The 15,557-nt window shown below is 70.2% G+C and carries 12 protein-coding genes; all 12 read right to left on the minus strand.

The genetic code is table 11. From position 1 onward, the window contains the following. Positions 1-2: 2 nt before the first annotated feature. The 12 genes from pgi to uvrA all read right to left on the minus strand — a co-directional run bounded on the left by pgi (position 3) and on the right by uvrA (position 15,523). Positions 3-1,655, minus strand: a complete 1,653-nt coding sequence (pgi, locus tag ACFC51_RS11335; protein WP_376528220.1) for a glucose-6-phosphate isomerase — start codon at positions 1,653-1,655, stop codon at positions 3-5. 155 nt (positions 1,656-1,810) lie between these two features. Beyond that, positions 1,811-2,146: an RNA polymerase-binding protein RbpA gene (locus ACFC51_RS11340; RefSeq protein ID WP_275494775.1), complete on the minus strand. Its 336-nt coding sequence runs from the start codon at positions 2,144-2,146 to the stop codon at positions 1,811-1,813. A 109-nt stretch (positions 2,147-2,255) separates the two neighbouring features. Then, positions 2,256-2,492, minus strand: a complete 237-nt coding sequence (gene secG / locus ACFC51_RS11345; RefSeq protein ID WP_014156893.1) for a preprotein translocase subunit SecG — start codon at positions 2,490-2,492, stop codon at positions 2,256-2,258. Between the two features lie 138 nt (positions 2,493-2,630). Further along, entirely contained in the window at positions 2,631-3,407 is a 777-nt protein-coding gene (gene tpiA, locus ACFC51_RS11350; protein ID WP_376381163.1) for a triose-phosphate isomerase, read from the minus strand. A 6-nt stretch (positions 3,408-3,413) separates the two neighbouring features. Continuing rightward, positions 3,414-4,625, minus strand: coding sequence for a phosphoglycerate kinase (locus tag ACFC51_RS11355; RefSeq protein ID WP_376528222.1), 1,212 nt, complete (start codon positions 4,623-4,625; stop codon positions 3,414-3,416). A 112-nt stretch (positions 4,626-4,737) separates the two neighbouring features. Next, the gene (gene gap / locus ACFC51_RS11360) at positions 4,738-5,748 is read right to left on the minus strand and encodes a type I glyceraldehyde-3-phosphate dehydrogenase (RefSeq protein ID WP_329227566.1); all 1,011 of its coding nucleotides are present in this window, start codon (positions 5,746-5,748) and stop codon (positions 4,738-4,740) included. Between the two features lie 881 nt (positions 5,749-6,629). Further along, positions 6,630-7,619: a DNA-binding protein WhiA gene (whiA, locus tag ACFC51_RS11365; RefSeq protein ID WP_018104603.1), complete on the minus strand. Its 990-nt coding sequence runs from the start codon at positions 7,617-7,619 to the stop codon at positions 6,630-6,632. After that, positions 7,610-8,644 (minus strand): uridine diphosphate-N-acetylglucosamine-binding protein YvcK, encoded by a 1,035-nt coding sequence (yvcK, locus tag ACFC51_RS11370; RefSeq protein ID WP_376372743.1) that lies wholly within the window; start codon positions 8,642-8,644, stop codon positions 7,610-7,612. Before yvcK ends, whiA begins: the two co-directional genes overlap by 10 nt. Continuing rightward, a complete protein-coding gene (gene rapZ, locus ACFC51_RS11375; RefSeq protein ID WP_376372740.1) occupies positions 8,641-9,606 on the minus strand; it encodes an RNase adapter RapZ in 966 nt (321 codons plus the stop codon). Before rapZ ends, yvcK begins: the two co-directional genes overlap by 4 nt. Continuing rightward, the gene (gene uvrC / locus ACFC51_RS11380; RefSeq protein ID WP_376528224.1) at positions 9,603-11,693 is read right to left on the minus strand and encodes an excinuclease ABC subunit UvrC; all 2,091 of its coding nucleotides are present in this window, start codon (positions 11,691-11,693) and stop codon (positions 9,603-9,605) included. Before uvrC ends, rapZ begins: the two co-directional genes overlap by 4 nt. A gap of 99 nt (positions 11,694-11,792) precedes the next feature. Beyond that, positions 11,793-12,221 (minus strand): Rieske (2Fe-2S) protein, encoded by a 429-nt coding sequence (locus tag ACFC51_RS11385; protein WP_376372734.1) that lies wholly within the window; start codon positions 12,219-12,221, stop codon positions 11,793-11,795. A 278-nt stretch (positions 12,222-12,499) separates the two neighbouring features. Beyond that, the gene (gene uvrA / locus ACFC51_RS11390) at positions 12,500-15,523 is read right to left on the minus strand and encodes an excinuclease ABC subunit UvrA (protein WP_376528226.1); all 3,024 of its coding nucleotides are present in this window, start codon (positions 15,521-15,523) and stop codon (positions 12,500-12,502) included. Positions 15,524-15,557: the final 34 nt, after the last annotated feature.

Below are 15,557 nucleotides of genomic sequence, written 5' to 3' on the forward strand. Positions count from 1 at the left end.
GCTCAGCGGCCGCGCAGCGACCGGTACGTCGAGACGAGCGCGGCGGTGGAGCTGTCCAGCTGCTCCCCTCCGGTGCCCTCGGTCAGGACGGGCTCGATCTTCTTGGCGAGGACCTTGCCCAGCTCGACGCCCCACTGGTCGAAGGAATCGATGTTCCAGACGGCGCCCTGGACGAAGACCTTGTGCTCGTAGAGCGCGATGAGCTGACCGAGCACCGACGGGGTGAGGCGGTCGGCGAGGATCGTCGTCGTCGGGTGGTTGCCGAGGAACGTCTTGTGCGGCACGAGCTCCTCCGCGACGCCTTCCGAGCGGACCTCGTCCGGCGTCTTGCCGAAGGCGAGGGCCTGGGTCTGGGCGAAGAAGTTGGCCATCAGCAGGTCGTGCTGCGCGATCAGTCCGGGCAGCAGGTCCTGGACCGGCGAGGCGAAGCCGATGAAGTCGGCCGGGATGACCTTCGTGCCCTGGTGGATCAGCTGGTAGTAGGCGTGCTGCCCGTTGGTTCCGGGGGTGCCCCAGACGACCGGGCCCGTCTCCCACTCGACCGGATTGCCGTCGCGGTCCACGGACTTGCCGTTGGACTCCATGTCCAGCTGCTGCAAGTAGGCGGTGAACTTGGACAGATAGTGGCTGTAGGGCAGGACCGCGTGGGACTGGGCGCCGAAGAACTGGCCGTACCAGACGCCCAGGAGGCCCAGCAGCAGCGGGGCGTTCTCCTCGGCGGGGGCGGTGCGGAAGTGCTCGTCGACGAGGTGGAAGCCGTCGAGCATCTCGCGGAAGCGCTCGGGTCCGATGGCGATCATCAGCGAGAGGCCGATCGCCGAGTCGTAGGAGTAGCGGCCGCCGACCCAGTCCCAGAACTCGAACATGTTGGCCGTGTCGATGCCGAAGTCCGTGACCTTGCCGGCGTTGGTCGAGAGCGCCACGAAGTGCTTGGCGACGGCCTCCTGACCCGCCCTCAGGCCGGTGAGGAGCCAGTCACGGGCGGAGGTGGCGTTGGTGATGGTCTCGATCGTCGTGAAGGTCTTGGACGCGACGATGAAGAGCGTCTCGGCCGGGTCCAGGTCGTGCACGGCCTCGTGGAGGTCGGCGCCGTCGACGTTGGACACGAAGCGGACGGTGAGCGAGCGGTCCGTGAAGGAGCGCAGCACCTCGTAGGCCATGGCCGGTCCGAGGTCGGAGCCGCCGATGCCGATGTTCACGATGTTCTTGACCGGCTTGCCGGTGTGCCCGGTCCACTCCCCGGCCCTGACCCGGTCGGCGAAGGACGCCATCCGGTCCAGGACGGCGTGCACGGCCGGCACGACGTTCTCGCCGTCGACCTCGATCACCGCGTCGCGGGGGGCCCGCAGCGCGGTGTGCAGGACGGCGCGGTCCTCGGTGGTGTTGATCTTCTCGCCGCGGAACATCGCGTCCCGCAGCCCGGCCACTCCGGTGGCGTCCGCGAGGTCACGCAGCAGACGAAGGGTCTCGTCGGTGACCAGGTGCTTGGAGTAGTCGATGTGGAGGTCGCCGACCCGGAGGGTGTACGCCGTCCCGCGGTCCGGCGCGTCGGCGAACAGCCGGCGCAGATGGGTGTCGCCGAACTCCTCACGGTGCTTGCCGAGAGCCGCCCACTCGGGCGTCTGGTTCAGCTTGGTTCGGCTTTGTGCGTTCATCCCGGAAATCGCCCACTTCTTCTCGTACCTGCAACCTTCCCCGCTGCCCCTCCAACCTAATTGATCTGGAGGGTGCTGCGGGGCAACGGCGGGCTGCGAGGGGGCATACGGATTCCGGCCGGGCACCCAGAGGGTGACCGGCCGGTGAACAACGTCTAGATCTCGCCGCGGAGTTTCGCGAGGGCCTCGGCGAGGATCGCCTCGCCGTCCGCGTCGCTGCGCCGCTCTCGCACGTACGCGAGGTGGGTCTTGTACGGCTCGGTGCGGGGCGGAGCCGGCGGACTGTCCTTGTCCTGTCCGGCCGGGAAGCCGCAGCGCGGGCAGTCCCAGGTCTCCGGTACCTGCGCGTCATGGGCGAAGCTCGGCTGCGTCTCGTGCCCGTTCGAGCACCAGAAGGAGATGCGGAGGCGCGGCGCCGACTCGCCTCGCTCGGCCTCCCCCATCGGCCCCGCTCCGACCCGGCTTCCCCGGATCGCGTTGCCACTTGCCACGGTCGTAACTCCCTGCGTGATGGTGCTCGAAGATGCCCCAGTCTACGTAAGGCCCAACGCGCGTCCAGTGAAAGGAGTTACACCCTCACCGGGATACGCGGACGCGGGGTCAGCTGTCCAGCTTGATGAGCAGAGCCAGGACGACGATGCACGCGAACCAGGCCAGACCGACCACGACGGTGATGCGGTCGAGGTTCCGCTCGGCGACCGACGAGCCGCCGACGGACGACTGCATCCCGCCACCGAACATGTCGGACAGACCGCCGCCCTTTCCCTTGTGCATCAGCACCAGCAGCATCAGCAGCAGGCTGAAGACGATCAGGGCGATCTCGAACGCCAAAACCACGGCTGGTCCCTACTTTCCGGAATTCCTAGGACTGCATGTACGAACAGCGGGGGCCCGGGGGATACACCCCCCTGGCCCCCGCAAGGGTACGACGGATCGGCGCCACCGCATACTCACCGGTCGCGGAAGCGGACGATCCTACTGGTCGCGGAAGCGGACGATCTTGACGAACTCGTCGGCGTCCAGCGCGGCGCCGCCGATCAGGGCGCCGTCCACGTCGGGCTGCGCCATGATGGCCGCGACGTTGCCGGACTTGACCGAACCGCCGTACTGGATGCGGACGGCGTCGGCGAGCTCCTGCGAGTAGAGCTCGGCGAGCCGGCGGCGGATCGCGCCGCAGACCTCCTGGGCGTCCTCGGGGGTCGCGACCTCACCGGTGCCGATGGCCCAGACCGGCTCGTAGGCGATCACGATGGACTCGGCCTGCTCGGCCGGGATGTCCTTGAGCGCGCCGTCGAGCTGCGCCAGCGTGTAGGAGACCTGGTCACCGGCCTTGCGGACGTCCAGTCCCTCGCCGACGCAGAGGATCGGGGTCAGGCCGTGCTTGTAGGCGGCCTTCACCTTGGCGTTGCAGATCTCGTCGTTCTCGCCGTGGTACTGGCGGCGCTCGCTGTGACCGACGGCGACGAAGGTGCACTTCAGCTTGGCGAGCATCGGGCCGGAGATCTCACCGGTGTACGCGCCGGAGTCCTGCGCGGAGATGTCCTGGGCGCCGTACTTGATCTTCAGCTTGTCGCCGTCGACCAGCGTCTGCACGGACCGCAGGTCCGTGAAGGGGGGCAGGACGGCGACCTCGACCGCGTCGTAGTCCTTGTCGGCCAGGGCGAAGGCGAGCTTCTGGACGTGCGCGATGGCCTCGAGGTGGTTGAGGTTCATCTTCCAGTTGCCCGCCATGAGCGGGGTGCGGGTGGTCATGAAAGGTCAGTCCTCCAGTGCGGCGAGGCCGGGAAGCGTCTTGCCCTCGAGGTATTCGAGGCTGGCGCCGCCACCGGTCGAGATGTGGCCGAATGCGTTCTCGTCGAAGCCCAGGATGCGTACGGCGGCGGCGGAGTCCCCGCCTCCGACGACGCTGAAGGCCGGGGAGTCGACGAGGGCCTGGGCGACCGCCTTGGTGCCCTCGGCGTAGTCGGGGTGCTCGAAGACGCCCATCGGACCGTTCCAGAAGACGGTGGCCGCGTCGGCGAGCTTCGCTGCGTACAGCTTGCGGGTCTCGGGGCCGATGTCCAGGCCCTCCTGGTCGGCCGGGATGGCGTCGGCGGCAACCGTGGTGGGGTTGGCCGGGGCCTTGGTCTTCAGGTCCGGGAACTCGCCCGCGACGAGGACGTCGACGGGGAGCACGAACTCCACGCCGAGCTCCTCGGCCCGCTTGAGGTAGCCCTGGACGGCCGGGACCTGGTCCTCCTGGAGCAGGGAGATGCCGACCTCGTACCCCTTGGCCTTGAGGAAGGTGTACGCCATGCCGCCGCCGATCAGGATGCGGTCGGCCTTCTCCAGCAGGTGGTCGATGACCCCCAGCTTGTCGGAGACCTTGGCACCGCCGAGGACCACGGCGTACGGGCGCGCGACGTCCTCGGTGAGCTTCTTCAGGACGCCGACCTCGGTGGCGATCAGGCCGCCGGCCGCGTGCGGCAGCCGGGCCGGGAGGTCGAAGACCGAGGCGTGCTTGCGGTGGACGGCACCGAAGCCGTCGCCCACGTACACGTCGGCGAGCTCGGCGAGCCGGTCGGCGAAGGCGCCGCGCTCGGCGTCGTCCTTCGACGTCTCACCGGCGTTGAAGCGGAGGTTCTCGATGACGGCGACCTGGCCGTCGGTGAGGCCGGCGACCGTGGCGCGGGCGGACTCGCCGACGGTGTCGGTCGCGAAGGCGACCTCGCTGCCGAGCAGTTCACCCAGGCGGGCGGCGGCCGGGGCCAGCGAGAAGGCCGGGTCAGGGGCCCCCTTGGGGCGGCCGAGGTGCGAGGCGACGACGACCCGGGCGCCGGCGTCGGCGAGCCGGGCGACCGTCGGCCGTACGGCGCGGATGCGGCCGTCGTCGGTGATCGTGGTGCCGTCCAGCGGCACATTGAGGTCGGCGCGGACGAATACCCGCTTGCCCGCGACCCCTTCGGCGAGAAGTTCGTCGATCGTCTTCATCTGTTCCCATACTCCTTGGAAGGACGGATGAGCATGCGAGGGGGCTCGGACGGCGCCCCGTCGCGCCGTCCGAGCCCCTCACATCACACCTGGATGCCTGCCGATCCTAGGATCAGAGCTGGCCGCCGACGAAGACGGTCAGGTCGACGAGGCGGTTGGAGTAGCCCCACTCGTTGTCGTACCAGCCGAGGATCTTCACCGAGTTGCCCTCCTGGACCATGGTCAGGGAGGAGTCGAAGGTGCAGGACGACGGGTCGCCGACGATGTCCGAGGACACGATCGGGTCCTCGGTGTAGGTCAGGAAGCCCTTGAGGTCGCCGTCGTCGGACGCCTTCTTGAACGCGGCGTTGACCTCGTCCTTGGTGACCTCGCGCTGGAGCGTCACGACGAGGTCGGTGGCGGAGCCGGTCGGGACCGGGACGCGCATCGCGATGCCGTCGAGCTTGCCCTTGAGCTGCGGGAGGACCAGGGCGGTCGCCTTGGCGGCGCCCGTCGTGGTCGGGATGATGTTCTCGGCGGCGGCGCGGGCGCGGCGCAGGTCCGAGTGCGGGAAGTCCAGGATGCGCTGGTCGTTCGTGTACGCGTGGACCGTCGTCATCAGGCCCTTGACGATGCCGAAGTTCTCGTCGAGAACCTTGGCCATCGGCGCCACACAGTTGGTGGTGCAGGAAGCGTTGGAGATGACGTGGTGGTTGGCCGCGTCGTACTTGTCCTGGTTGACGCCCATCACGATGGTGATGTCCTCGTCCTTGGCCGGAGCCGAGATGAGGACCTTCTTGGCGCCACCGGCGATGTGCTTCGCGGCGTCGGCCTTCTTGGTGAAGATGCCGGTCGACTCGATGACGATGTCGACGCCCAGCTCACCCCAGGGGATGTCGGCCGGGTTGCGCTCGGAGAGCACCTTGATGGTGTGACCGTCGACGGTGATGGTGTCGGCGGTGTGGCTGACCTCGGCCTTGAGACGACCCAGAATGGTGTCGTACTTCAGCAGGTGAGCCGTGGTCGCAGTGTCACCCAGGTCGTTGACAGCCACGATCTCGATGTCCGCACCCTGCTCCAGCAGCGCGCGGAAGTAGTTACGACCGATGCGGCCAAAGCCGTTGATGCCTACGCGGATCGTCACGAACCGATCTCCTCGTTAGGAACGCCGGTTTCGATGCCGGCGAGTTTTATTAGGGATGTCCCCGACCGCCTCCGACCCTACCTCTCCGAAGCCCCCGGAGTGACATCGAGAGGCGCGGTACGAAGAGGGATGCCCTTACTCCCGAGTAGGAGCAGGGGATTCCGGCCGGGCCGCACCGCGGGAACGCCGACCGCGCACCCCGCGGTCACCAAGCGTCAACACGCGCCACGGCCGCCCCCCTTGCGGGGAAGGGGCGGGACCCGGCCCCTGCCGGGGCGACGTCACCGCGCGTCACCGGCACGGACTCGGTTCTCGCCGTTCCGTCCATGGACGGACCTGGCCGGCAACCCCCGCGATGCGCATCCGGAGCGCTTACGCGGGACATCGCGAGGAGGTGCGCTCAATTGTGCGGAGTAGCACTCAATCGATGAAAGTGCCGGGCCGTCCGCGTATTTCCGGGCGCGCGGGCACGGAACTACGGAAGCCCGCACCGCTCATTCGTGCGGGGTCGCACTCGAACTATTCCGAAAACACTCCTCGGCCAATTCAGGAATGGCCGGCGTCCCCGGCGCGAACATTCCGTCGGCCGGCGCGGCTGCTTCCGGAGCCCGGCGGCGGGGCCCGGAAGGCCGTGGCGGGGGCGACGGGCAGCCCGGCGAGGGAGGCACGGGCGGTATGGCAGGGGGCGACGGGCAGCATGGCGGGGGCGACGGACGACAGGCAGCGTGGCGCGGCGGCGGACGACGGACGACAGGCTGCGTGCGGGGGCGGACGACAGGCTGCGTGCGGGGGCGGACGACAGGCTGCGTGCGGGGGCGGACGACGGCAGAGCCCCGGCCGCGCCGGAGGGCGGGGCCGGGGCTCTGCGCGGTTCTCTGTTCTCAGCCCACGAGGCCGTCGGCCAGCTCCTCGCTGAGGGTCGACTCCGTACCGGGGATACCCAGGTCCTGGGCGCGCTTGTCGGCCATCGCCAGCAGGCGCCTGATCCTGCCCGCGACCGCGTCCTTGGTCAGCGGCGGGTCGGCGAGCGCTCCCAGCTCCTCCAGGGAGGCCTGCTTGTGCTCCATGCGCAGCCTCCCGGCAGCCGCGAGGTGCTCCGGGACCTCCTCGCCCAGGATCTCCAGCGCGCGGCCCACCCGGGCGCCCGCCGCCACCGCGGCACGGGCGGAGCGGCGGAGGTTGGCGTCGTCGAAGTTGGCGAGCCGGTTCGCCGTCGCGCGGACCTCGCGCCGCATACGGCGCTCCTCCCAGGCCAGCACCGACTCATGGGCGCCGAGGCGGGTCAGCAGGGCCCCGATGGCGTCTCCGTCGCGCACGACGACACGGTCGACCCCGCGCACCTCCCGGGCCTTCGCCGCGATGGAGAGCCTGCGGGCGGCACCGACGAGGGCGAGAGCCGCCTCGGGACCGGGGCAGGTCACCTCGAGCGAGGAGGAGCGGCCGGGCTCGGTGAGCGAGCCGTGGGCCAGGAAGGCGCCCCTCCAGGCCGCCTCCGCATCGCAGGTGGCCCCCGAGACCACCTGCGGGGGCAGGCCGCGGATGGGGCGGCCGCGGCCGTCCACCAGGCCGGTCTGGCGCGCCAGCTGGTCACCGCCCGCCACGACGCGTACGACGTAGCGCGAGCCCCGGCGGAGCCCGCCGGGCGCCATCACGATCAGCTCCGAGCTGTGCCCGAAGATCTCGAGGATGTCCCGCTTGAGCCGGCGGGCGGCCATCGCCGTGTCCAGCTCGGCCTCGATCACGATCCGGCCGCTCACCAGGTGCAGCCCGCCCGCGAACCGGAGAATCGCCGAGACCTCTGCCTTTCTGCAGCAGGTCCGGGTCACGGGAAGCCGAGAAACTTCGTCCTTCACCGCTGGCGTCATCGCCATGGGCCGATCCTTCCATGCATCCGAAAAATACGGTCGTACGCGGCGGCCAACAGCTCCGGATCATGAATCGGAACGCCGTCGGGTGAGGCCACGGGGGCCAGCTCGACCGCGGCTCCGAGCCGCTCTGCGGCGTCGGCGAGGGACTCGCGGTCGGGCACGGCGGCCTCGTCGGCCAGCACCACGTCCATGGCGAGTTTAGGGGCGTGTCGTCCCAAAACCTCCAAATGACGCTGCGGTGAGAAGCCTTCTGTTTCACCGGGCTGCGGAGCGAGGTTCAGCGAGAGGACCTTACGGGCCTTCGTGGTCACGAGTGCGTCGAGCAGCTCGGGCACCAGCAGATGCGGAATCACCGAGGAGAACCACGACCCCGGACCGAGCACCACCCAGTCGGCGTCGAGCACCGCGGCCACCGCTTCGGGAACCGCCGGCGGATCGGCCGGGACGACGTGGACGGACTGCACCTCCCCGGGGGTCAGCGCCACCGTCGCCTGCCCCCGCACGGTGACGACGTCCTCGGGGCGCAACGGGTCGTGCCCCCGCACCAGCGCCTGGAGCTCCAGGGGGACGGCGGACATCGGCAGCACCCTGCCGTGCGCCCCGAGCAGCTTGCCGACCAGGTCCAGGGCCTGGACGTGGTCGCCCAGCTGCTCCCAGAGGGCGACGATGAGCAGATTGCCCACCGCGTGCTCGTGCAGGTCGCCCTTGGACTCGAAACGGTGCTGGATGACCTGGGCCCAGGTCCGGCCCCACTCGTCGTCCCCGCAGAGCGCGGCGAGCGCCTTGCGCAAGTCGCCCGGCGGGAGGACGCCGAGCTCCTCCCGGAGACGGCCGCTGGAGCCGCCGTCGTCGGCGACGGTGACCACGGCGGTGAGGTCGCCGGTGATCCGGCGCAGCGCAGTGAGCGAGGCGGACAGCCCCATGCCGCCGCCGAGGGCGACGACCTTGGGCTGTGCGCCGCGCTTGCGCCCGGAGAGCGCGGCCGTGGCCCTGCTCAGCCGGCGCTGACGCAGAGGGCGACTGGTCACTCGCGCCCCATGTCCCGGTGGACGAGGACGGTCTCGATCCCTTCGGTGGCCAGCCGCGCGGCCAGCTTCTCCGACATCGCGACGGACCGGTGCTTGCCGCCGGTGCAGCCGACGGCGATGGTGACGTACCGCTTGCCCTCGCGGCGGTAGCCGGCGGCGATCAGCTGGAGCAGCTCCGTGTACTGGTTGAGGAACTCCTTGGCGCCCGGCTGGTCGAAGACGTAGTCGGACACCTCCTCGTTGAGGCCCGTGAAGGGACGGAGTTCCGGGACCCAGTGCGGGTTGGGCAGGAAGCGGCAGTCGACGACGAGATCGGCGTCGACCGGCAGCCCGTACTTGAAGCCGAAGGACATCACCGTCGCCCGCAGCTCCGGCTCCTCGTCGCCGGCGAACTGGGCGTCCATCTTGGCCCGCAGCTCGTGCACGTTGAGGCTGGAGGTGTCGATGACCAGGTCGGCGTCGCCCCGCAGCTCACGCAGCAGGTCGCGCTCGGCCGCGATGCCGTCGACGATGCGGCCGTCCCCCTGGAGCGGGTGCGGGCGGCGGACCGATTCGAAACGGCGTACGAGGGCGTCGTCGGAGGACTCCAGGAAGACGATCCGCCGGGTGACATGCTTGGCCGCCAGGTCCGCGAGGGATTCCCTGAGGTTGTCGAAGAAGCGCCGGCCGCGCACGTCGACGACGACGGCGATCCGGGCGACGTTGCCCTGGGACCGGGCGCCGAGCTCCACCATGGTGGGGATCAGCGCGGGCGGCAGGTTGTCCACGACGAACCAGCCGAGGTCCTCCAGACACTTGGCGGCGGTGCTGCGCCCGGCGCCGGACATCCCGGAGATGATCACCAGCTCGGGAATGGCGGGCGTGGTGGCCTCGGCCTTCTCCGTGGTGCTTCCCGTACTCACGTGTGCTGCTCCGTCTGCTCGGCCGCGTTCGCTGCTGGGTTCGTGCGCGTGCTCGGTCATGTCCTGCTGCCCCCGTCGTCCTCGTCGATGATCTCTCCTGTGGCGGTGTTCACGGCGGGCGCGGCCGGGGCGGCCGCGGCGAAGGCGGCGGCCACCGATTCCGCGGTCCTGCGCCCTATCCCCGGCACCTCACAGATCTCCTCGATTGTCGCCTGCCTCAGCTTCTTCACGGAGCCGAAATGCTTGATCAACGCCTGCTTGCGGGTCTCGCCGAGCCCGGGGACGTCGTCCAGGGGGCTGCTGCGGATCCGCTTGGCCCGCTTGGCGCGCTGGTAGGTGATGGCGAAGCGGTGGGCCTCGTCCCGGATGCGCTGCAGGAGGTAGAGGCCCTCGCTGGAGCGGGGCAGGACCACCGGGTCGTCGTCGTCGGGCAGCCAGACCTCTTCGAGGCGCTTGGCGAGGCCGCAGACGGCGATGTCGTCGATGCCCAGCTCGTCCAGGGCCCGCTTGGCGGCGGCGACCTGGGGCTGCCCGCCGTCCACGACGACGAGCTGCGGCGGGTAGGCGAAGCGCTTGGGGCGGCCGTCGTCCTCGCGGGCCCTCTCCCCGGGCTCCTCCGGGGACTCCTCCCGGAGGGCCGCGGAGGCCGGCGCGGCGGAAGCGGCCGCGGGCTCCCCGGTGGCGGCGGGCGCCGGGGCCGGCACGGGGCCCGTGGGCGCCGGGGTCTCCTCCCACTCCCCCGTGCGCTCCTTCTCCTGGAGGTAGCGCTTGAAGCGGCGCCCGATGACCTCGTGCATCGAGCGGACGTCGTCCTGGCCCTCGAAGCCCTTGATCTGGAAGCGGCGGTACTCGCTCTTGCGTGCGAGGCCGTCCTCGAAGACCACCATGGACGCGACGACGTCGTCGCCCTGGAGGTGCGAGATGTCGAAGCACTCGACGCGCAGCGGCGCGGTGTCGAGGCCGAGTGCCTCGGCGATCTCCTCCAGGGCGCGGGAGCGTGTCGTGAGGTCCGAGGCGCGCTTGGTCTTGTGGAGCCCCAGCGCCTGCTGGGCGTTGCGCTGGACCGTGACCATCAGGTCCTTCTTGTCGCCCCGCTGCGGGATGCGGAGGCTGACCTGGGATCCCCTGCGGTCCGCGAGCCACTGGGACACGGCCTCGGGATCCTCGGGAAGGGCAGGCACCAGCACCTCCTTGGGGACGGAGTCGCCCGACTCCTCCCCGTACAGCTGCTGGAGCGCGTGCTCGACCAGGCCTGCCGTGTCCACGGCCTCGACCTTGTCGGTGACCCAGCCGCGCTGGCCCCGCACCCGTCCGCCACGGACGTGGAAGATCTGGACCGCCGCCTCCAGCTCGTCCTCGGCGACGGCGATCAGGTCGGCGTCCGTGGCGTCGGCCAGGACGACGGCGCTCTTCTCCATGGCCCGCCTGAGCGCCTCCGCGTCGTCCCGCAGCCGCGCCGCCCGCTCGTACTCCATCTCCTCGGCCGCCTGCACCATGTCCTTCTCCAGGCGGCGGATGTACGTCCCGGTGCGGCCCGCCATGAAGTCGCAGAAGTCCTCGGCGAGATCCCGGTGTTCCTCCGGGGTGACCCGTCCGACGCAGGGGGCGGAGCACTTGCCGATGTAGCCGAGGAGGCAGGGCCGGCCGGTCCGTTCGGCGTTCTTGAAGACGCCCGCGGAGCAGGTGCGCACGGGGAAGACCCGGAGCATCAGGTCGACGGTCTCGCGGATCGCCCAGGCATGCCCGTACGGGCCGAAGTAGCGCACGCCCTTCTTCTTGGCGCCGCGCATGACCTGGACGCGCGGGAAATCCTCGTTGAGCGTGACCGCGAGGTAGGGATAGCTCTTGTCGTCGCGGTACTTGACGTTGAACCGGGGGTCGAACTCCTTGATCCAGGAGTACTCCAGCTGGAGCGCCTCGACCTCGGTGGAGACCACGGTCCACTCCACGGAGGCGGCCGTGGTGACCATCGTGCGGGTGCGCGGGTGCAGCCCGGCGAGGTCCTGGAAGTAGTTGGCCAGGCGCTGGCGGAGGTTCTTGGCCTTCCCGACGTAGATCACCCGGCGGTGCTCGTCGCGGAACTTGTAGACCCCCGGGGAGTCGGGGATCTGTCCCGGCTTGGGGCGGTAGCTGGAGGGGTCTGCCATGTCTCACACCCTACTGGCGGGCGGTGACAGAGCGGGATCTCCGGGCCCCCCGGGGCCGGTGACGGACTTCTCCGCCGGGCCCCGGTGCCCCGGTGGGGTTCAGGCCCCGGGACCGGCGACGAGCTTGCCGTTCTCGAGCTTCACCGGGACGGAGGGAAGCGGCACGGTGGCCGGTCCCTGTACCGCCTTGCCCGTGGTCACGTCGAAGCGGCTCCCGTGGCAGGGGCAGTTGCCCTCGTTCTCCTCGACCTTGTCGAGGAGGCAGCCGGCGTGGGTGCACTGGGCGCTGAACGCCTTGTACTGACCGGCGGCCGGGCAGCTCACGACGACCCGCTGCTCCCGGTAGAGCTTGGCCCCGCCGACCGGGACCTCGTCCGCGGCACCGAGCTCCACGGGTGCGGTGGGCGTGGGCGTCCGGGCGTGGCCGAGCTTCGACTCGGTCGAGCAGGCCGCCGCTCCGAGCCCGGCGGCTCCGGCGAGAGCGGCGCCCTTCAGGACGGTACGGCGGGCGGCGGGCAGGCCGGACATGCGGTCTCCACGGGGGCTGGAGGGACAGAGAGCCGCCGTCACCGTCCGGGGCACCGGGTGCCACGGACGTGGGGCACGGGCCGCACCGGAGGGCATGGGCGACAGACCCGACGATACCGGCGGAGAACGCCGGGCCGTCGACCGGCCCCGGGGAGTACGCCGCCGGGGGAACGACGACGACTGCGCTGTTCCTCTCCGGAGGCGCGCCGCCGGGAAGGGACAGCCCCCGCGGCGGACGGGGCGGCCCCGCGCACCGGGCCGCCACGTCCGTCCTGCTGTCAGGCCTTCCGCGTGCGGGCCGCCTTCTTCGCCTTCGTCGCAGGCTCGGCCGCCGCGGCCTTTCCTGCCGTCCTGGCCGTGGCCGTCCTGCGGGCCGTGGGCGCCTTCGCGGCGACGGCCTTCTTCGCGGGCGCCTTACGCGCCTTGCGGGCAGCGGGCACCGCCGCCTCACCGATCCGGTCCGCGCCCAGGATCTCCTGGAGGAACTTCCCGGTGTGGCTGGCCGGCACCGAGGCGATGTGCTCCGGGGTGCCCTCGGCGACGACGAGACCGCCGCCGTTGCCGCCCTCGGGGCCCATGTCGACGACCCAGTCCGCGGTCTTGACGACATCGAGGTTGTGCTCGATGACGATCACCGTGTTGCCCTTGTCGACCAGGCCCGACAGCACCGAGATCAGCTTGCTGATGTCCTCGAAGTGCAGACCGGTCGTGGGCTCGTCCAGGACGTAGACCGTGCGGCCGGTGGAGCGCTTCTGCAGCTCGCTCGCCAGCTTCACCCGCTGCGCCTCACCGCCGGAGAGCGTCGGCGCGGACTGGCCGAGCCTGACGTATCCGAGGCCCACCTCGTTGAGCGTGCGGAGGTGGCGGGCGATCGTCGGGACGGCCTCGAAGAAGTCGAGACCCTCCTCGATCGGCATGTCCAGCACCTCGGCGATGGACTTGCCCTTGTAGTGGACCTCCAGCGTCTCCCGGTTGTAGCGCGCGCCGTGGCAGACCTCGCACGGGACGTACACGTCGGGCAGGAAGTTCATCTCGATCTTGATCGTGCCGTCGCCGGAGCAGTTCTCGCAGCGGCCGCCCTTGACGTTGAAGGAGAAGCGGCCCGGCAGGTAGCCGCGGACCTTCGCCTCCATCGTCTCCGCGAACAGCCTGCGGACGTGGTCGAAGACGCCCGTGTACGTCGCCGGGTTGGACCGGGGTGTCCGCCCGATCGGCGACTGGTCGACATGGACGACCTTGTCGACGAGGTCGTCGCCGTCGACGCGGGTGTGCCGTCCGGGGACCGACTTGGCGCCGTTGAGCTCGCGCGCCAGGTGGGTGTAGAGGATGTCGTTGACCAGGGTCGACTTCCCCGAGCCGGAGACTCCGGTGACGGCCGTGAGCACACCGAGCGGGAAGGAGACGTCGATGTCCTGGAGGTTGTTCTCCCGGGCACCGTGCACCGTGAGCCGGCGCTTCGGGTCGACGGGGCGCCGGACGTCCGGCAGCTCGATCGCCCGCTTGCCCGAGAGGTACTGCCCGGTGATGGACTCCTTGTTGCCGAGCAGCTCCTCGAGCGAGCCGGAGTGGACGACCTTGCCGCCGTGCTCACCCGCACCGGGGCCGATGTCGACGACCCAGTCGGCGACCTTGATGGTGTCCTCGTCGTGCTCGACGACGATGAGCGTGTTGCCCATGTCCCGGAGCCGCACCAGGGTCTCGATCAGCCGGTGGTTGTCGCGCTGGTGCAGGCCGATGGACGGCTCGTCCAGCACGTACAGCACACCGACGAGCCCGGAACCGATCTGGGTGGCCAGCCGGATGCGCTGGGCCTCGCCGCCGGACAGGGTGCCCGCGGCGCGGTTCAGCGAGAGGTAGTCCAGGCCGACGTCCACGAGGAACTTCAGCCGCTCGTTGACCTCCTTGAGGACCCGCTCGGCGATCTTCTTGTCCCGGGCGTTCAGCTTGAGGCGGCCGAGGAACTCGGCGCACTCGCTGATCGACATCGCGGCGACCTCGGCGATGGACTTCTCCACCACCGTCACCGCGAGGACCAGCGGCTTGAGCCGGGTGCCCTCGCAGGTGGGGCAGGCCACCTCACGCATGTACCCCTCGAAGCGCTCCCGGCTGGAGTCGCTCTCGGCCTCGGAGTGCCGCCGCTTGACGAACTGGACGGCGCCCTCGAAGCGCGGGGTGGTGTAGGCGCGCTCGCGCCCGTACCTGTTGCGGTAGCGGACCTCGGTCTGGATCTTGTGCCCGTGGAGCAGTGCCTTCCTGGCGCGCTGCGGCAGGCCGGCCCAAGGGATGTCCGTACGGAATCCGAGGGCGTCGGCCAGGGCGTTGATCTGGCGCCCGAAGTACTCCTTGGTGTGCCCGTGCGACCAGGGGTGGATCGCGCCCTCGTCCAGGGACTTCTCCTCGTCCGGGACGATCAGCTCCGGGTCGACCTCCATGCGCGTACCGATGCCCGTGCAGTCGGGGCAGGCGCCGAACGGGGAGTTGAAGGAGAAGGAGCGGGGCTCCAGCTCCTCGAAGGAGAGGTCGTCGTACGGGCAGTAGAGGTGCTCGGAGTACATCCGCTCACGCTCGGGGTCGTCCGCCTCGAGGTCGACGAAGTCGAGCACGACCATCCCGCCGGAGAGACCCAGCGCCGTCTCGACGGAGTCGGTCAGCCGGCGCTTGGCGCCCTCCTTCACCGTGAGGCGGTCGATGACCACCTCGATGGTGTGCTTCTCCTGCTTCTTCAGCGTGGGGGGCTCGGAGAGCTGGATCGTCTCCCCGTCGACCCGGGCCCTGCTGTAGCCCTTGGTCTGGAGGTCGGCGAAGAGGTCGACGAACTCTCCCTTGCGCTCGCGGACGAGCGGGGAGAGGACCTGGAAGCGGCTGCCCTCGGGCAGGCCGAGCACCTTGTCGACGATGGCCTGCGGCGACTGGCGCGCGATGGGCCTGGAGCACTCGGGACAGTGCGGCTTGCCGATCCTGGCGAAGAGCAGCCGGAGGTAGTCGTAGACCTCGGTGATGGTGCCGACCGTCGAGCGCGGGTTGCGCGAGGTCGACTTCTGGTCGATGGAGACGGCGGGCGAGAGGCCTTCGATGAAGTCCACGTCCGGCTTGTCCATCTGGCCGAGGAACTGCCGGGCGTACGAGGAGAGCGACTCCACGTAGCGCCGCTGCCCCTCGGCGAAGATCGTGTCGAACGCGAGCGAGGACTTGCCCGATCCGGAGAGCCCGGTGAAGACGATGAGGGAGTCACGGGGGAGATCGAGCGAGACGTTCTTCAGGTTGTGCTCGCGCGCGCCACGGACGATGAGACGGTCGGCCACGCCGGTCCGCACCTTTCTGGAGAGAAGTGGGGGA

Source organism: Streptomyces sp. NPDC055962 (assembly GCF_042270185.1).
GTDB lineage: Bacteria > Actinomycetota > Actinomycetes > Streptomycetales > Streptomycetaceae > Streptomyces.